17 protein-coding genes are annotated in these 17,735 nt (G+C 69.9%); 16 read left to right on the top strand and 1 reads right to left on the bottom strand.

Translation table 11 applies throughout. The features are described from left to right. Window position 1: 1 nt before the first annotated feature. The 8 genes from lptB (at window position 2) to ptsP (ending at window position 7,726) form a co-directional block, all read left to right on the top strand. The gene (gene lptB, locus B0E52_RS10510) at window positions 2–721 is read left to right on the top strand and encodes an LPS export ABC transporter ATP-binding protein (RefSeq protein WP_077483781.1); all 720 of its coding nucleotides are present in this window, start codon (window positions 2–4) and stop codon (window positions 719–721) included. An 84-nt stretch (window positions 722–805) separates the two neighbouring features. Further along, window positions 806–2,272 (top strand): RNA polymerase factor sigma-54, encoded by a 1,467-nt coding sequence (locus B0E52_RS10505; RefSeq protein WP_077483780.1) that lies wholly within the window; start codon window positions 806–808, stop codon window positions 2,270–2,272. 421 nt (window positions 2,273–2,693) lie between these two features. Then, on the top strand, window positions 2,694–3,017 hold the full coding sequence (gene raiA / locus B0E52_RS10500) for a ribosome-associated translation inhibitor RaiA (RefSeq protein WP_077483779.1): 324 nt from the start codon (window positions 2,694–2,696) through the stop codon (window positions 3,015–3,017). A 133-nt stretch (window positions 3,018–3,150) separates the two neighbouring features. Further along, a complete protein-coding gene (gene hprK / locus B0E52_RS10495; protein ID WP_077483811.1) occupies window positions 3,151–4,101 on the top strand; it encodes an HPr(Ser) kinase/phosphatase in 951 nt (316 codons plus the stop codon). 4 nt (window positions 4,102–4,105) lie between these two features. Then, entirely contained in the window at window positions 4,106–5,008 is a 903-nt protein-coding gene (gene rapZ / locus B0E52_RS10490; protein ID WP_077483778.1) for an RNase adapter RapZ, read from the top strand. A gap of 39 nt (window positions 5,009–5,047) precedes the next feature. Beyond that, complete coding sequence (locus B0E52_RS10485; RefSeq protein ID WP_077483777.1) at window positions 5,048–5,443, top strand: PTS fructose IIA subunit family protein; 396 nt, start codon at window positions 5,048–5,050, stop codon at window positions 5,441–5,443. Between the two features lie 277 nt (window positions 5,444–5,720). Next, complete coding sequence (locus B0E52_RS10480; RefSeq protein ID WP_077483776.1) at window positions 5,721–5,990, top strand: HPr family phosphocarrier protein; 270 nt, start codon at window positions 5,721–5,723, stop codon at window positions 5,988–5,990. 5 nt (window positions 5,991–5,995) lie between these two features. Further along, window positions 5,996–7,726: a phosphoenolpyruvate--protein phosphotransferase gene (gene ptsP / locus B0E52_RS10475; protein ID WP_077483775.1), complete on the top strand. Its 1,731-nt coding sequence runs from the start codon at window positions 5,996–5,998 to the stop codon at window positions 7,724–7,726. 49 nt (window positions 7,727–7,775) lie between these two features. Here ptsP and B0E52_RS10470 read toward each other — a convergent pair whose 3' ends face one another. Next, a complete protein-coding gene (locus B0E52_RS10470; RefSeq protein ID WP_077483774.1) occupies window positions 7,776–8,483 on the bottom strand; it encodes an AraC family transcriptional regulator in 708 nt (235 codons plus the stop codon). A gap of 132 nt (window positions 8,484–8,615) precedes the next feature. On the opposite strand from B0E52_RS10470, the gene B0E52_RS10465 reads away from it, so the two are divergent. From B0E52_RS10465 to B0E52_RS18640, 8 genes are read left to right on the top strand one after another with little or no spacing between them, the layout of a single operon-like run. Next, on the top strand, window positions 8,616–9,557 hold the full coding sequence (locus B0E52_RS10465) for a proline racemase family protein (protein WP_077483773.1): 942 nt from the start codon (window positions 8,616–8,618) through the stop codon (window positions 9,555–9,557). Beyond that, window positions 9,554–10,666 (top strand): FAD-dependent oxidoreductase, encoded by a 1,113-nt coding sequence (locus B0E52_RS10460; RefSeq protein ID WP_077483772.1) that lies wholly within the window; start codon window positions 9,554–9,556, stop codon window positions 10,664–10,666. The genes B0E52_RS10465 and B0E52_RS10460 overlap by 4 nt, the downstream gene beginning before the upstream one ends. Further along, window positions 10,663–10,908, top strand: coding sequence for a 2Fe-2S iron-sulfur cluster-binding protein (locus B0E52_RS10455; protein ID WP_077483771.1), 246 nt, complete (start codon window positions 10,663–10,665; stop codon window positions 10,906–10,908). The genes B0E52_RS10460 and B0E52_RS10455 overlap by 4 nt, the downstream gene beginning before the upstream one ends. After that, window positions 10,901–12,184, top strand: a complete 1,284-nt coding sequence (locus B0E52_RS10450) for an FAD/NAD(P)-binding oxidoreductase (protein WP_077483770.1) — start codon at window positions 10,901–10,903, stop codon at window positions 12,182–12,184. The genes B0E52_RS10455 and B0E52_RS10450 overlap by 8 nt, the downstream gene beginning before the upstream one ends. 2 nt (window positions 12,185–12,186) lie before the next feature. Next, window positions 12,187–13,092: a dihydrodipicolinate synthase family protein gene (locus B0E52_RS10445; protein WP_077483769.1), complete on the top strand. Its 906-nt coding sequence runs from the start codon at window positions 12,187–12,189 to the stop codon at window positions 13,090–13,092. 1 nt (window position 13,093) lies between these two features. After that, window positions 13,094–14,692, top strand: a complete 1,599-nt coding sequence (locus B0E52_RS10440; RefSeq protein ID WP_077483768.1) for an aldehyde dehydrogenase family protein — start codon at window positions 13,094–13,096, stop codon at window positions 14,690–14,692. Beyond that, complete coding sequence (locus B0E52_RS10435) at window positions 14,689–15,897, top strand: Xaa-Pro peptidase family protein (RefSeq protein WP_077483767.1); 1,209 nt, start codon at window positions 14,689–14,691, stop codon at window positions 15,895–15,897. The genes B0E52_RS10440 and B0E52_RS10435 overlap by 4 nt, the downstream gene beginning before the upstream one ends. Before the next feature lie 55 nt (window positions 15,898–15,952). Next, window positions 15,953–17,731, top strand: a complete 1,779-nt coding sequence (locus B0E52_RS18640) for a DUF885 family protein (RefSeq protein ID WP_077483766.1) — start codon at window positions 15,953–15,955, stop codon at window positions 17,729–17,731. Window positions 17,732–17,735 lie beyond the last annotated feature (4 nt).

Below are 17,735 nucleotides of genomic sequence, written 5' to 3'. Positions count from 1 at the left end.
CATGCTGTCAGCCGAAGGTCTGCAGAAGAGTTTCAAGTCGCGGCAGGTGGTGCGCGATTTCGGTTTCTCCATCCGCGAGGGTGAGGTGGTGGGCCTGCTCGGCCCCAACGGCGCCGGCAAGACCACCTGCTTCTACATGGTGGTGGGCCTGATCGAGGCGGATGCCGGCACGATCAAGCTGGACAAGCAGGAGATCACCGGCCTGCCGATGCACCTGCGCGCGCGCCTGGGCATCGGCTACCTGCCGCAGGAGGCTTCGGTGTTCCGCCGGCTCTCGGTGGCCGACAACATCATGGCCGTGCTGGAGCTTCGCGAGGGCCTGTCCCCGCAGCAGCGCGACGGCGAGCTGGAAAGCCTGCTCGACGAACTGAAGATCGCCCACATCGCCGGCCAGAAGGGCATCAGCCTGTCCGGCGGCGAGCGCCGCCGCGTGGAGATCGCCCGCGCGCTGGCCGCCAGCCCGCGTTACATGCTGCTGGACGAACCGTTCGCCGGCGTCGACCCGATCTCGGTGGGCGAGATCCAGCGCATCGTGCGCCACCTCAAGGAACGCGGCATCGGCGTGCTGATCACCGACCACAACGTGCGCGAGACGCTGGGCATCTGCGACCGCGCCTACATCCTCAACGAGGGCGAAGTGCTGTCGCGCGGCACGCCCGCCCACATCCTCGCCGACGAGAAGGTGCGCGAGGTCTACCTGGGTCGCGAATTCCGGTTGTGACGCCGTTCCGGCGGGAATGTCGGGCTATGGCCGCCCCCGCCGGCTGCGGGTAGGATTGGAACCCAGTCCATTCCACAGGCCGGCATGAAACCCGCACTGCAATTCCGCCTCCATCAACAGCTCACCCTGACGCCGCAACTGCAGTTGGCGATCCGCCTGCTGCAACTGTCGCAACTGGAGCTGGAGGCCGAGTTGCGGCAGCTTGCCGAAAGCAATCCGTTGCTGGAGTTCGCCGACGAGAGCGAGGACGAGGCCGCCTCTGACGAGGCCACGCCGGAAGCCGACTACGTGCAGGCGCCCGGCCCCGCCGAGGCCGCCGCCGATCGCGATGTCGACGGTGGCGACGTCGCCGACTGGGCCGACGACGGCGGCGGCAGCGTCGAAACCCCGATCGACTTCTCCAACGGCAGCGGCGGCAGCGGCGCCACGCGCGGCGACGAGGATTTCGAGCCGCAGAACGTCACCCCCGAGTCCCTGCAGCAACACCTGCTGTGGCAGCTCAACCTCGCCGGCTTCAACCCGCGCCAGACCGCGATCGCCACCGTGCTGATCGATGCGCTGAACGCCGACGGCTACCTCGCCGACAGCATCGAGGCGGTGCGCGCGGCGCTGCCGGCGAACCTGGCCGCCGACCTCGACGAGATCGAGGCGGTGCGCCGCCGCCTGCAGGGCTTCGACCCGCTGGGCGTGGCCAGCCTGGACCTGCGCGACTGCCTGCGCAGCCAGCTGGAACAGTTCGACGCCGCCACCCCGCATCGCGAGCTGGCGCTCGCCATCGTCGACGGCGAGCTGGAACTGCTCGCGCGCAACGACATCGGCAAGCTGGCGCGCAAGCTGCGCGCCGGCGAGGACGAGGTGGCCGCCGCCGCCGCGCTGATCCGCAGCCTCGACCCGCGCCCCGGCGCGGCGCTGGACACCACCCCGGTGGAATACGTGGCGCCGGACGTCTATGCCGTGAAGGAAGGCGGTCGCTGGCAGGTGCGCCTGAACCCGGACGCCCAGCCGCGGCTGGGCCTGAACCAGCACTACTGCAACCTGATCGCCCGCGCCCGCGGCGACGACGCCAGCTGGATGAAGGGCCAGCTGCAGGAAGCGCGCTGGCTGCTGAAGAGCCTGGAATCGCGCGCCGAGACCCTGCTGAAGGTGGCCGGCGCGATCGTGCGGCGGCAGAGCGCGTTCCTCGACTACGGCCCCGAGGCGATGCATCCGCTGGTGCTGCGCGAGGTGGCCGAGGAGGTGGGCATGCACGAATCCACCATTTCGCGCGTCACCACGCGCAAGTACCTGCACACGCCGCGCGGCACCTTCGAGCTGAAGTATTTCTTCTCCAGCGGCGTGTCCACCGAGGACGGCGGCAGCGCCTCGGCCACCGCGATCCAGGCCATGCTGCGCAAGCTGATCGAGGCGGAAGACCCGCGCAAGCCGCTGTCCGACCAGGCGCTGGCCGAGGAGCTGAAGGGCAAGGGCATCCAGGTTGCCCGGCGCACCGTGGCGAAGTACCGGGAGGGGTTGCGCATCCCCAGTTCCAGCGAACGCCAGCGCATAGTCTGAAGGATGCTCCGATCAATCCCAGTGCAGGCGTCATGATGCCCAGAAGGTTCGCAGATTGTCGTGCGTGGCGCCGCCCAGACGGCTGTCTGGGCAAGACGCGCGCGGCGATATGCGGACCTTCTGGGCATCACCTCGTCATTTGAATTCAAGCAGTTGAGGCCGGTCTGTCTGCGCGCATCCCTTCGGCCCGCCGTCTTGACAGACAGCCAGTCTGCCTTCGACGACGGTCCTGCGGGCTGCGCGCAGACAGACCGGTGACACCTACACTGGGATTGATCGGAGCATCCAAAGGGAACTTGCCCACCGGAAAAACGCTCCCATTACCTGTAGTGAAGGATGATCGACGACACGCCAGGGGCCAGCCCCTGGCGTGTCCATCCCGCCGCCAAACGCGGCACTGCACCACCAGAGGAGGCGTACCATGCAATTCCAACTCAGCGGCCAGCAGATCGAAGTCACCCCCGCGCTGCGCGCCCATGTCGAATCCAGGCTGGACCGCCTCCAACGCCTCGATGACAAGCTGATCAGCCTCGCCGTGGTGCTCTCCGTGGACAAGCTTCAGCACCGCGCGGACGCCACGCTCGGCGTCACCGGCGCCACCCTGCACGCGCAGGCCGCCGAGGCCGACATGTACGCCTCCATCGACATGCTGTTCGACAAGCTGGTCAACCAGCTGCGCCGCCATCGCGAGAAGATCGTCGACAAGCACCAGCGCGCCGTGCGCGAGGAACGCCAGTACGGCTGATCCGTCTCCCGCAGGCCGCTCCGCGAGGGGCGGCCTGCCTTCCCTTCGAAACACGCACACCGCCCAAGCTGGCACAATGCCCCTGCCCCGCCGCGAACCCTACCGGCGGCGCGCGACGCAAAGGACCGAAGGCTTGGACCGGCTCACCGCACGACAACTCTACGATGGCGTCAACGAGCGCATGGTGCTGCGCTGGGTCGCCGGCATGCGCGGCGAATCACGCGTGCTGGAACCGGGCGCCGCGCAGGCGCGCCGGCCTTCGCTGATCGGCTACCTCAACGTCATCTACCCGAACAAGATCCAGATCATCGGCACGGAGGAGCTGAACTTCCTCGACGGGCTGGACTCGCGCCAGCGCTGGGAGGTGATCCACAAGATCGCCGCCAGCCGGCCGGTGGCGCTGATCGTCACCAAGGACCAGCCGGTACCCTCCGACCTGCGCGAGGTGGCCGAGGAAACCGACACCCCGCTGTGGGTCAGCGCCAAGCGCGGCCACGAAGTGTTGACCTTCCTGCAATACCACCTGGCGCGCCAGCTGGCGGCGAAGACCACCCTGCACGGCGTGTTCCTGGAGGTGTTCTCGATCGGCGTGCTGATCACCGGCGAAGCCGGCGCCGGCAAGAGCGAGCTGGCGCTGGAACTGATCAGCCGCGGCCACCGCCTGGTCGCCGACGACGCCACCGAGTTCACCCTGATCGCGCCGGACGTGATCGACGGCAGCTGCCCCGAACTGCTGCAGGACCTGCTGGAGGTGCGCGGCCTGGGCGTGCTCAACGTGCGCGAGATGTTCGGCCACATGTCGGTGAAGCCGTCCAAGTACCTGCGCCTGGTGATCCACCTGAAACCGTTGCGCGAGGGTGAGGACATCGACGCGCTGACGCGCCTCACCGGCGACATCGGCCACCGCGAGGTGTTCGACGTCAAGGTGCCGATGATCACCATCCCGGTGGCGCCCGGCCGCAACATCGCCGTGCTGGTCGAGGCGGCGGTGCGCAGCCACGCGCTGAAGAGCAAGGGCATCGACCCCGCGCAGACCTTCATCGACCGCCAGGCGCACCAGCTGCGCCGACTGCCGCCTTGGTGATGCCATGAACGAAGACCATCCGCCGCCGCCCAGCCCCTACACCGACCCGCACGAGACGCACCTGATCGTGCTCACCGGCATGTCCGGCGGCGGCAAGACGGTGGCGCTGCGCGCATTGGAGGACCTGGAGTTCTACTGCGTCGACAACCTGCCGCCGGCCCTGCTGCCGCAGTTGGTGGACGCGGTGGGCCGCGGCGCCGGCCGGCGCCGGCGCATCGCGGTGGGCGTGGACGTGCGCAATCGCGGCGACGACTTCGAGCACCTGCCCGAGGTCCTCTCCGCACTGGCCGCCACCGGCGTGCAGCTGCACCTGATCTTCCTCGACTGCAGCAACGAAGTGCTGCTCAAGCGCTACTCGGAAACCCGCCGCCGCCACCCGCTGGCAACGCGCGGCATGTCGCTGGCCGACGCCATCGGCAAGGAGCGCCGCCTGCTGCGCCCGCTGATGGCGATCGCCGAGAAGGTGATCGACTCCAGCGAACTCAACGTGCACCAGCTGCGCCGGCTGGTCGCCACCGGCTACGCGCAGGCCACCGAGGGCATGACCCTGATGTTCCAGTCCTTCGCGTTCAAGCGCGGGCTGCCGCTGGATTCGGATTTCGTGTTCGACGCGCGCTGCCTGCCCAACCCGCACTGGCAACCGCGGCTGCGCCCGCTCTCCGGCAAGGACGCGCCGGTGCGCGAATACCTCGAAGGCGAGCCGCTGGTGACCGAATACCTCGCCGACACCACGCGTTGGCTGGACACGTGGCTGCCGCGCTTCGAGCAGGACGACCGCAGCTACGTCACCATCGCGATCGGCTGCACCGGTGGCCGGCATCGCTCGGTGTACCTGGTCGAGCAGCTCGCCGCGCATTATCGCGAAACGCGCGAAGGCGTGCTCACCTTCCACCGCGAGCTGGACTGAAGCCATGACCATCGCATGCAAGCAGGCGGGTGCACGACCATGAGCGTGGGCGTGATGCTGATGACCCACGAAGCGGTCGGCCACGCGCTGATCTCCGCCGCGCACCACGTGATGCCGAAGCTGCCGTTGCAGGTGGAAGCGGTGGAAGTGCCGCCGCAGGCCGACCCCGACGTGATGCGCACGCTCACCGCCCGGCATGCGCGCGCGCTCGACCAGGGCGAGGGCGTGCTGGTGCTAGCCGACCTCTACGGCGCCACGCCGTGCAACATCGGGCTGTCGCTGGGTTCACTGGGCGTGCGCCTGCGCTGCGTCTCCGGCCTCAACCTGCCGATGCTGCTGCGCGTGCTCAATTACGCGGAAAAACCACTGGACGAACTGGCCGAGATCGCGGCAAGCGGCGGCCGCGGGGGAATCTTCATTGATGGGGCGCACTGACCTGTTCAACATGGGCGTCACCGATTCTGCCTGCCCGCAGATTTGTGCCGAACCGACGAAGGTAGGCTGGCTGCCTATCGAGGAGGTGCGACGCGAAGCTGCGGGCAGGCAGAATCGGCCCGCGCATTCAATACCAAATGTCAGGGTGAAACCTGGAAGGCCCGCAAGCCGCGATGCGCGCCTTGCCAAGGCGGCCAGCCTTGGCTGCGCCACGCCCCGCACCCTGCGGGCCTTCCAGGTTTCATGCCGCCCATGCTGAACAGGTCAGTGCGCCCCAATGCTTGAACAAGAAATCGTGGTGTCCAACAAGCTGGGCCTGCACGCCCGCGCCTCGGCCAAGCTGGTGCAACTGGTGCAGGGCTTCAAATCCACCGTGCTGCTGGCCAGCAAGGGGCGCGAGGTCAACGCGCAGAGCATCATGGGCGTGATGATGCTCGCCGCCGGCATCGGCACGCCGCTGACGATCCGCGCCGACGGCCCCGACGAACAGGCCGCGCTGGACGCGGTGGCGGCGCTGTTCGAGCGCAAGTTCGACGAGGGAGCGTAATCGCGATGAGGCACGTCCTCCCAGGCACCCAGGCATCGCGCGGCATGGCGCTGGGCCGTGCGCGCCTGGTGCAGCCCAGCCGCTACGCGGTGGATACCCGGCCGCTGGCCGAGGATGAAATCGGGCCCGAGCTGGAACACCTGCACCGCGCGCTGGACACTGCGCGGCAGGAGTTGCGCGAGCTGCGCGGCAAGCTGCACGGCGCGCTGGCGCGCGAGGTCAACGAGTTCATCGACGCGCACAGCCTGTTGCTGGACGACGCCGAGTTGCTGCGCGGCCTCGACGACCTGGTGAAGATCGGCCACTACCGCGCCGGCGCCGCGCTGAAGAAGCAGCGCGACCGGCTCGCCGCGGTGTTCGAGGCGATGGACGATCCCTACCTGCGCAGCCGCAAGGAGGACATCGACCAGGTGATCGCCCGCGTGGTCTCCGCGCTGCAGCGCCACACCACGCCGGAGGAGCGCAAGCTGGCCGCGCGCGTGGGCGAGATCCTGGTCGCCGACACCATCGCGCCTGCCGACATGGCCCAACTCGCCGGCAACGGCCTGCTCGGCGTGGTCACCAGTTCTGGCAGCGCGTATTCGCACAGCGCGATCCTCGCGCGCAGCCTTGGCCTGCCGATGCTGGTGGGCGCGCGCGACGCGCTGGCGTTGCTGCACGACGACGACCTGATCCTGCTCGACGCCGAGCGCGGCGAAGCGATCGTGCACCCCACCGCGCAGGACCTCGCCCGCTACCGCGCCTGGCAGCGCGAGGTCGCCGCCGAAGGGCGCCGCCTCGCCACCCTGGCGAACGCGCCCACGCGCACCCGCGACGGCATCGAGATCCGCCTGCTGGCGAACGCGGAAACTCCCACCGACGTGGCGCTGGCGCGTGCCCGCGGCGCCGACGGCGTGGGCCTGTACCGCACCGAGTTCCTGTTCCTGCGCCACAAGGGCCTGCCGTCGGAAGACGAGCAGTTCATCGCCTACCGCGACCTGGTGCTGGGCATGGGCGGCTTGCCGGTCACCATCCGCACGCTGGACCTCGGCGCCGACAAGGCGGACGCGGCGGGCCTGGTGCTGCGCGGCGAGGACAACCCCGCGCTCGGCGTGCGCGGCGTGCGGCTGTCGCTGCGCTATCCGGCGGTGTTCACCACGCAGATCCGCGCGATCCTGCGCGCCGCCTGCTACGGCCCGATGCGCGTGCTGGTGCCGATGGTGACCCAGCCGGACGAACTCATCGCGGTGCGCACGCTGTTCAAGCTGGCGCGGCAAGACCTGAAGCGCGAGAGCATCGACCTGCCCGAGAAGCTGCCGCTGGGCGCGATGATCGAGGTGCCTGCCGCCGCGATCAACGTGCGTGCCCTGCTGGAGCACGCCGACTTCCTCGCGATCGGCACCAACGACCTCGCCCAGTACGTGCTGGCCGCCGATCGCGGCAACGACGCGCTGGACAACATCTACACCCCGCTGCAGCCGGCCATGCTGCGCCTGCTCTCGCACGTGATCAGTTCCGGCCGGCGCGCGAAGAAGCCAGTGAGCCTGTGCGGCGAGATCGGCGGCGACGTGCACTTCACCGCGATGCTGCTCGCGCTCGGCCTCAACGAATTCAGCATGCACCCCAGCCAGCTGCTGCAGGTGCGCGACCGCCTCGCCACGCTCGATCACGCCGCGCTGCGCGGCCACGCCACCCGCCTGTTGCGCGCCACCACCCACGAGCAGGTCGCCGGGCTGCTGGCGCAGCTCGCCGAGTGATCACGCTGCGCCGGCATCCTGCCGGCGCGGGCGCCCGGGACCCACTCGTTCACGACGCCGTGATCATGTTCCTGTAATCGCGTGGCGACATGCCCACCGTGGCCTTGAACTGGCGCGCGAACGAACTCTGGTCGGCAAAGCCGCAAGCCAACCCGATCGCCGCCACGCTGCCGGCGCCCTGCAGCATCCGCATCGCCGCCTCGATGCGCAGCTTGGTCAACACCTGCTGCGGGGTGAGCTGGAACACACGTCGGAAGTGCCGCTCGAGCTGCGCCACCGAGAGCTCGGCCAGTTCCGCCAGCGTCGCCACGCGGATGCTTTCGGCGTAGCGCTCCTGCAGGTGGGCCAGCACGCGGCGCAAGCGCAGGTAGGTCGGATGGCGGCCATCCGGCTGCCCCAGGTCGCGCGAGATGCCGACCACGCCGCAGATATCGTCGCCCTGGCGCAGGGGGCGCTTGCAGGTCAGGCACCAGCCCGGGGCGCGGTTCGCGAAGATATGCACCTCGAGCTGGTTCTCGATCACTTCGCCGCCCAGCACGCGCCGGTCCTGCGACGCATACGAGCCGCCCATGGCCACGGGGAACAGCTCGGTCACGCTGCGACCGATCACGTCGTCCCGGCGCTTGAGGCCGAGCCGGCGCACCAGGGTGAGATTGGCGTGCGTGTAGCGGCCCGTCGTGTCCTTCACGAAGAACACCACGTCGGGCAGCGCATCGAACAGCGCCTCCAATTCGTTCGCCGAGATTTTCATTTCCATTGCGCAGCTCCGGCAGGTGCATGGGACGGGTGCATCGCCGGCTCCGGCAAGCGATAAAAGTATGCAGACTTCCGCATCCGCGGGCCACAAGCGTCCATAGACGCCCGGTTGCGGCGGCGCGAGCATGGGCGCATGACTACGATAGACGTGATCGATTCGCATACCGGCGGCGAACCCACCCGTGTCGTCATCGGCGGATTCCCGGACCTCGGCCCCGGCACGCTGCCCGAACAGCGCCAACGTTTCCGCGAGCGGTACGACCGCTGGCGTAGCGCCATCGCCTGCGAACCGCGCGGCTCCAGCACCGTGGTCGGCGCGCTGCTGGTGCCGCCGCAAAGCGCGGACGCCTGCACCGGGGTGATCTTCTTCAACAACGTCGGCTACCTCGGCATGTGCGGCCACGGCACCATCGGCGTGGTGCGCACGCTGCAGCACCTGGGCCGCATCGGCCCCGGCAGGCATCGCATCGATACGCCGGTGGGCACCGTGGGCGCGGAGCTGCACGACGACGGCCGCGTCACCATCGACAACGTGGAAAGCTATCGCCACGCCGCCGGCGTCGGCGTCGACGTGCCGGGTTACGGCCGCGTCACCGGCGACGTCGCCTGGGGCGGCAACTGGTTCTTCATCACCCACGACACGCCGCTGCCGCTGGAGATCCGCCACCAGCGCGCGCTCACCACCTACACCGAGGCGGTTCGCCACGCGCTGGAAGCGAACGGCATCACCGGCGCGGAAGACGGCGAGATCGACCACATCGAGGTCAACACCCGATCGCCGGTCGACGGCCTGGACGGCCGGAACTTCGTGCTGTGCCCCGGCCTTGCCTACGACCGCTCGCCGTGCGGCACCGGCACCAGCGCCAAGCTGGCCTGTCTGGCCGCCGACGGCAAGCTCTCACCGGGCGAAACCTGGCAACAGGAAAGCATCCTCGGCAGCGTGTTCGAAGGCCGCTACACGCAGGGCGAGCGCGGCGTGCGTCCGCAAATCACCGGCACCGCGTTCGTGGTGGCGCGCAGCACGCTGTTGTTCGACGAAGCGGACGCCTTCGCGTGGGGCAGCGGCGCGGAATGAATGGCACCGCCGCCACGTTCGACCTGATCGTCGTCGGCGCCGGCATCGTCGGCGCCAGCTGCGCCGATGCCGCCAGTGCGGAGGGCATGCGCGTGGCTATCGTGGAGCCCGGTCCGATCGGCGGCGGCGCCACGGCGGCGGCCATGGGCCATCTCGTGGCGATGGACGACGATCCTGCCGAACTCGCACTCGCGCATTACTCGCTGCGCCTGTGGGAAGCATTCGTCGACCTGAAGGAAGCCGAATTCAGCCGCTGCGGCACCTTGTGGGTGGCGCGCAACGACAACGAGCTCGCCGCCGCCGGCCAGCGCATCGCGCGCCTGGGCGCCGCCGGCATCGATGCCCGGCTGGTCGATGCCGCGGCGCTGTACGAACTGGAACCCGAGCTGGTGCCGGGGCTCGCAGGCGGCATGCTGGTACCCCGCGAGGCGGTGGTGTATCCGCCGCGCGTCGCCAACCACCTGGTGCAGCGCGCGCAATCGCGTGGTGCACGCCTGTATGCGGGGCGTCGCGCGCAATCGCTGCAACGAGGCGGCGTGCTGCTCGACGACGGCACGCGCCTGTCCGGCCCCGTGCTGGTGGCCACGGGCTGCGCACTGCCTGCCCTGCTGCCGATGCTGCCGATGCGCGCGCGCAAGGGGCACCTCGTCATCACCGATCGCTATCCCGGCCTCATCCGCCACCAGTTGCTGGAACTGGGCTATGCCGACAGCGCCCACGGCGATGCGGACAGCAGCGTGGCGTTCAACGTGCAGCCGCGACCGACCGGACAGATCCTGATTGGCTCCTCGCGCGAGTTCCACGCGAACGACGCCGGCGTCTCGCCATCGATGGTGCAGCGCATGCTCGAACGCAGCTTCACCTTCGTGCCGCGCCTGCGTGAACTGCAGGCGCTGCGCATCTGGACCGGCTTCCGTCCCACCACGCCGGATGGACGTCCGTACCTCGGCGCCGTGCCCGGTGCCGTCGACCAGTGGGTGGCCGCCGGCCACGAAGGCCTGGGCGTAACCACCGCGCCGGGCAGCGCGAAACTGATGCTCGACCTGATCCAGGGCCGCCGGGCCGCCATCGATCCCGCACCGTACTCGCCCCAGAGGATGGCGGCATGAGCGCCGTGGTGCGACTGGTGGTGAACGGCCATCCGGTGGAAGTGCCCGCCGGCGCCAGCGTCGCCGCCGCGGTGGCGCAGGTCACGCTGCGTTTCCGCCGCTCGGTGGATGGTGCGCCACGCGCACCGCTGTGCGGCATGGGCGTGTGTTTCGAATGTCGCGTGCAGGTGGATGGGGTGGCCCACGTGCGCGCATGCATGACGCCGGCCAGCGAAGGCATGCAGGTGGTCGCCGATGCGTGAGCATTACGACGTTCTCGTGGTGGGCGCTGGCCCGGCCGGCCTTGCGGCGGCGCAGGCTGCCGCATCGCGTGGCGCGCGCGTGGGCCTGCTCGACGCGCAGCCGCGTGCCGGCGGACAGGTCTGGCGGCACGACGTGCGCCTGCCGGCGCCGCGTGCGGCGCGCCGGGCCATCGACAAGCTGCAAGGCGTTGAAGTGCTGGTGCGCCACAGCGTGGTCGCCGCGGAGCCGACGGCGCTGCGCGTGGAAACGCCGCAGGATTCCCGGCTGCTGTCGTTCGGCGCGCTGGTGCTTGCCACCGGTGCGCGCGAACTGCTGCTGCCTTTTCCCGGCTGGACGCTGCCCGGCGTGACCGGCGCCGGCGGCCTGCAGGCCCTCGCCAAGCAGGGCTGGCCCGTGGCCGGCAAGCGCGTCGTGATCGCCGGCAGCGGACCGTTGCTGCTGGCCGCTGCGGATACCTTGCGCAAGCATGGCGCGCAGGTGCTCGGCATTTTCGAGCAGGCCTCCGCCGATGCGGTCCGTTCCTTCGCTTGGCAACTGCGCCAATGGCCGGCCCGCGCCTGGCAGGCCGCCGGCTTGCGCCTGCGTCTTGCCGGCGTGCCGTATCGCTTCGGTTCCTTCGTGCGCGAAGCCGTCGGCGACGACGCCGTGCGCGGCGTGGAGATCGAAACACCCCGCGGCGTGCAGCATGTCGAGTGCGACTTGCTCGCCGCGGGTTACGGGCTGGTGCCGAATACCGAACTGGCATCGCTGCTCGGCTGCGCCCTCGACGACGCGGATACCCATCCGCGCGTGCAAGTCGACTCCCTGCTGCGCACCAGCGTGGCCAACGTCCATGCCGCCGGCGAATCCTGCGGCATCGGCGGGCTGGCGGTCGCGCGCATCGAAGGCGCGATGGCAGGCCTCATGGCGATCGGCGATACCGCGGCGGCCAGCGCCTGGATGCCGCAACGGGATCGTGAACGACGCTTCGACGCGCTGCTCGCCCGGCACTTCACGCTCGATCCGCGTCTGCGCACGCTGGCCGACGACCAGACGCCGGTCTGCCGCTGCGAAGACGTCCGCCTCGGCGCGCTTGCCGGCTTCGGCGACGCCCGCGCCGCCAAGCTCGCCACGCGCTGCGGCATGGGCGCCTGCCAGGGCCGCATCTGCGGCGCGGCGCTGGCCGAACTGGGCCGCTTCCCGCGCGGCGCCGCGCGCCCGCCCGTTTTCCCCGCTCGTCTGGCCACGCTGGCCGGACTTGCCACTCTTCCTTCCGACGCATACCGAGGTAGCTGACCATGAGCAACGCATCCATCTGGCGCGGCGTGATTCCCGCCATCACCACGCCATTCACCACCGACGGCCAGGTCGATCACGACTTCCTCGCCAGGCACGCGCGCACGCTGATCGACAGCGGCTGCAAGGGCATCGTCCCGCTGGGCTCGCTGGGCGAGGCGGCGACGCTGACGTTCGACGAAAAGCTGGCGATCATCCGCACCCTGGTGAAGGCGCTGGACGGGCGCGCACCGGTAATCCCGGGCATCGCCGCGCTGTCCACCGAAGAGGCCGTGCGCCTCGCCCGCGAGGCCAAGGCGCTGGGCGCCTCGGGCCTGATGGTGCTGCCGCCCTACGTGTATTCCACCGACTGGCGCGAGATGGGCGCGCACTTGCGCGCGGTGATCGCGGCGACCGATCTGCCGTGCATGCTTTACAACAACCCGATCGCCTACAAGACGGACTTCTCGCCGGAGCAGATTGCCGAACTCGCGCACGCCTATCCCAACGTGCAGGCGGTGAAGGAATCCTCGGGCGACGTGCGCCGCTTCGCCGCGCTGCGCGCGCTGCTGGGCAACCGCCTGGAATTGCTGGTCGGCATGGACGACGCGATCGTCGAAGGCGTGGCGATGGGCGCGCGCGGCTGGATCGCCGGCCTGGTCAACGCCTACCCGAAGGAATCGGTGAAGCTGTTCGAGTTGGCGCGCGACGGCGGCGCCGAGGCGGCCGCCGAGCTGTATGCCTGGTTCCTGCCGCTGCTGCGCCTGGACACCGTGCCGAAGTTCGTCCAGCTGATCAAGCTGGTGCAGGAAAAGGTCGGACTGGGCAGCGAACGCGTGCGCGCGCCGCGACTGGCGATGCATGGCGCCGAACGCGAAGCCGCCCTGCGCGTGATCGACCACGCCATCGCCCACGCGCCGGTGCTCTGAGATGGCCACGCAACCGCTGCTGATCGCGGGCGACTGGCGGCCGGCCAGCGAACTGCTCGCCAGCTTCCGCGCCGAGGACCCGGCCACCGGCAACGCCATCGGCGCGGAGTTTCCGGTCAACGGCGCGGCCGACGTGGAAGCCGCCATCACTGCCGCCGCCGCGGCGGCGGATGAACTGGCGAGGACGCCAGCGGAACGGATCGCCACCTTCCTCGACGCCTATGCCGGCGGCATCGAGCACGACGCGGAGACGCTGGTCGCGCTGGCCCACGCGGAGACCGCGCTGCCCGCGGAGACTCGGTTGGCCAAGGTGGAACTGCCGCGCACCAGCGGCCAGCTGCGCCAGGCCGCGCGCGCCGTGCGCAACTTCAGCTGGACGCAGCCGGTGATCGACACGGCCGCAGGCCTGCGCAACCATCGCGCACCGCTGCACAAGCCGGTGCTGGTGTTCGGGCCGAACAACTTCCCGTTCGCCTTCAACGCGATCGCCGGCAGCGATTTCGCCTCGGCGATCGCGGCGCGCAATCCGGTGATCGCGAAGGCGCATCCCTCGCACCCGGCCACCAGCGAGCGGCTGGCGCAGCTGGCCCATGCCGCGCTGCGCGAGGCCGGCCTGCCCGCAGCGGCGGTGCAGATGCTCTACCAGTTCGACCCGACACTCGGCCTGAAACTGGCCGGCGATCCGCGCCTGGGCGCGATCGGCTTCACCGGCAGCCGCGCCGGCGGCCTGGCGCTGAAAGCCGCCGCCGACGCGGCCGGGGTGCCGGCCTACCTGGAGCTGTCCAGCGTCAATCCGGTCTTCCTGCTGCCCGGTGCGCTGGCCGAGCGCGGCGCCGCGCTGGCGCAGGAATTCTTCAGCTCGTGCACGATGGGCAGCGGCCAGTTCTGCACCAACCCTGGCGTGGTGGTGGTGCCGCGCGGCGCCGATGGCGATGCCTTCGTCGCCGCCGCCACCGCGCATTTCGGCAACGCCGCCGCGGGCGTGCTGTTTTCGCGCGGCGTGCTGGAGCACCTGCAGCGCAACGTGGCCATCCTGCGCGGGGCCGGCGCCGAACGGCTGGCCGGTGGCAACGCGGCGGGCCCGGGCTATCGCTACCAGCCCACCCTGCTGCAGGTGGATGCCGCGCAGTTCCTGCGTGCACCGCAGGCGCTGCAGACCGAGGCGTTCGGCCCGGTCGGCCTGCTGGTGCGCGCCGACGATGTCGCGCAGATGGCCGCGCTGGCGGCGGCGTTCGAAGGCAACCTCACCGGCACGATTTACAGCGCCGCCGACGGCAGCGACGACAACGCATGGGCGCAAGTCGCCGCCGCGCTGCGTCCACGCGTGGGCCGGCTGATCGGCAACCGCATGCCGACCGGCGTGGCGGTGAGCCCGGCGATGAACCACGGCGGCCCCTACCCCAGCACCGGCCATCCCGGCTTTACCGCGGTCGGCATGCCGGCGGCGATCCAGCGCTTCACCGCGCTGCACAGCTACGACCACGTGCCGGACGGGCAACTGCCGCCGGAACTGCGCGACCGCAACCCGGGTGGCGTGGCACGGCAGATCGACGGCCACTGGTGCGTCGATGACGTCGACGGCACGGCCACCGGCGCATGAGGTCGCCCGCCCAGATCGGCGGCCTCGACCACGCCGCGGCACAGGCGCTACTCGCACCGTGGGCGACCCCGGCGCCCGCGATCACCGCCGACGAATACCAGCGGCGGCTGGAACGCGCCCGTGCCCTGATGCGCGAACAGCGCACCGATGCGCTGCTGATCACCGCCGGCGCCTCGCTGCGCTATTTCAGCGGCATCGGCTGGGGTGCCAGCGAGCGGCTGCTCGGCCTGCTGCTGACCGCGCGCGGCGAGCCGCTGGTGATCTGCCCCGCGTTCGAGGCCGGCTCGCTGGCCCACGCCCTGCGCATCCCGGTCGGGCTGCGCTACTGGGAGGAACACGAGGATCCGCAGGCGCTGGTCGCCGATGCCTTGCGCGAGCGCGGCGCCGGCAGCCTCGCGCTCGACCCGGCCGCCACCAGCGTGGTCGCCGAACGCCTGCGCGCGGCGCTGGTCGGCATGCCCGTGGTGGATGCCAGCGCCATCGTCGACGGCTGCCGCATGTGCAAGTCGCCGGCCGAGCTGGCGCTGATGCAGCAGGCTACCGCGATGACGCTGCAGGTGCACCGGCTGGCCGCCGGCCTGGTCCACGAAGGCATCAGCAGCATCGAGCTGACCCGCTTCATCGACGGCGCGCACCGTGCGCTGGGCGCCGACAACGGTTCGACCTTCTGCATCGTGCAATTCGGCCGCGCCACCGCGTATCCGCACGGCATTCCCGGCGAGCAGCGGCTGGCCGAAAACGAACTGGTGCTGATCGATACCGGCTGCAGCGTGCAGGGCTACCAGTCCGACATCACCCGCACCTACATCTTCGGCCGGCCCACGGCGGAGCAGGCGCGCATCTGGGAGCTGGAGCAGGCCGCGCAGCGCGCGGCGTTCGAGGCAGTCCGCCCCGGCGTGTCCTGCGCCGCGGTGGATGCCGCCGCGCGCGCCGTGGTGGAGCGCGCCGGACTCGGCCCCGACTACCGCCTGCCCGGCATCCCGCACCGCACCGGACACGGCTGCGGCCTGAGCATCCACGAGACGCCCTACCTGGTGCGCGGCAATGCCACCGAGCTGCAGGCGGGCATGTGCTGCAGCGACGAGCCGATGATCGTGCTGCCCGACCGCTTCGGCGTGCGCCTGGAAGACCACTTCCACGTCACCGGCGACGGCGCCGCCTGGTTCACCCCGCCGTCGCCCGCCATCGACCAGCCATTCACCTGATTCCATCGACTCCACGCCGCCGACGCATGCGCCATCGACACGGAGACACCCGCCCATGAGCAAGCTGTTCGCCAGTCTGGGATGCGTCATTTGCCTGGCCGCCGCCTCACCCCATGCGCGGGCCGCCGACGATGCGGCGACCCGCTTCCACGCGATCTACACGCGGGAGTGGTCATGGCGGCAGGAACAGTTCCAGGGCCTGGACGACGAGGACAGCCAGGGCGCGCCTTCCGACCATCTGCCCAGGGTCGATGCCTCCACCCAGGCGATGCGCGAGCGCTACTGGAGCGACGTGCTGGAAAAACTCGATGCCATCAAGCCGGCCGAGCTGCACGGCGAAGACGCGGTCGACTACGCGGTCTACCACGACCAGATCGAAACCCAGCTGGCCGACCAGCATTTCCGCACCTGGGAAATGCCGTTCAACAGCGACTCGGGCTTCTGGAGTGACCTGGGCTTCACCGCCCGCGTCACCTACGCCAGGCCGCAGGAATACCGGGACTACATCGGCAAGCTGCGCGACATCCCGCGCTACTTCCGCGAGGAAACCGACAACATGCGGCTGGGCCTGGCGCGCGGTTTCAGCCAACCGAAGATCATCCTGCAGGGGCGTACGCAATCGATCAGCGAAGTGGCCGATGCACCGGGCGAGCAGAATCTTTTCTACACACCGTTCAGGCACATGCCCTCGAGCATCCCCGCCGCCGAGCAGGCCAGACTGCGCGCCGCGGCACTGGCTGCGATCAAGCAGGACGTGATCCCGGCCTATGCCCGGCTGCTCGACTTCATGCGGGACGAGTACATCCCCAAGGCGCGCACCGACATCGCCGCCGAGGACCTGCCGGACGGCAAGGCTTTCTACCAGGCGCAGATCCGCGAATACACCACGCTGGACATGACGCCCGACGCCATCCACCAGCTCGGCCTGCAGCAGGTGGCGATCATCCACCAGCAGATGCTGGAGACGATCAGGCAGACCGGCTTCAAGGGCAGTTTCGCCGACTTCCTGCACTTCCTGCGCACCGACCCGCGCTTCTATGCCAAGACGCCCGACGAACTGCTCAAGGACGCCGCCTGGATCGCCAAGGAAGTCGATGGCAAGGTCGGCGACTACATCGGCCGCCTGCCACGCCGTCGCTTCGCCATCGAGCCGGTGCCGGCCGACCTGGCGCCGATCTACACCGGCGGCCGCGGCGGCCCGGGCATCTACCTGGTCAACACCTACGACCTGCCCTCGCGCCCCTTGTATTCGCTGCCCGCGCTGACCCTGCACGAATCCTCGCCCGGCCACGCGCTGCAGATGCCGCTGGCGGCGGAGATGCACGGCCTGCCGGACTTCCGCCGCTATTCGTACATCTCCGCCTATGGCGAAGGCTGGGCGCTGTACTGCGAATACCTCGGTCAGGAAATGGGTATCTACCACACGCCTTACGAACAGTTCGGCTACCTGAGCTACCAGGCCTGGCGCGCGGCGCGGCTGGTGGTGGATACCGGCATCCATCACCTGCACTGGACGCGCCAGCAGGCGCAGGATTACCTGCGCGAAAACACCGCGCTGGCCGACCACGAGATCGAAACCGAGGTGGATCGCTACATCGCGTGGCCGGCGCAGGCGCTGTCCTATTACCTGGGCGAGATGGCGATACGCGATGACCGCGCGCGTGCCGAGCAGGCGCTGGGCCGGAAGTTCGATATCCGCGCCTTCCACGACGCGGTGCTGTCCACCGGCTCGGTACCGTTGCCCGTGCTCAACGCGCGCATCGACCAGTTCATCGCCGACGGCGGGAAATCACCCTACGCCGACGAGAAGCACTGTGACTGCAAGTCGCCCTGACGAA

This window comes from Rhodanobacter sp. C06 (assembly GCF_002001105.1).
Taxonomy (GTDB): domain Bacteria; phylum Pseudomonadota; class Gammaproteobacteria; order Xanthomonadales; family Rhodanobacteraceae; genus Rhodanobacter_A.
This window is presented reverse-complemented; position numbering and strand designations above follow the sequence as displayed.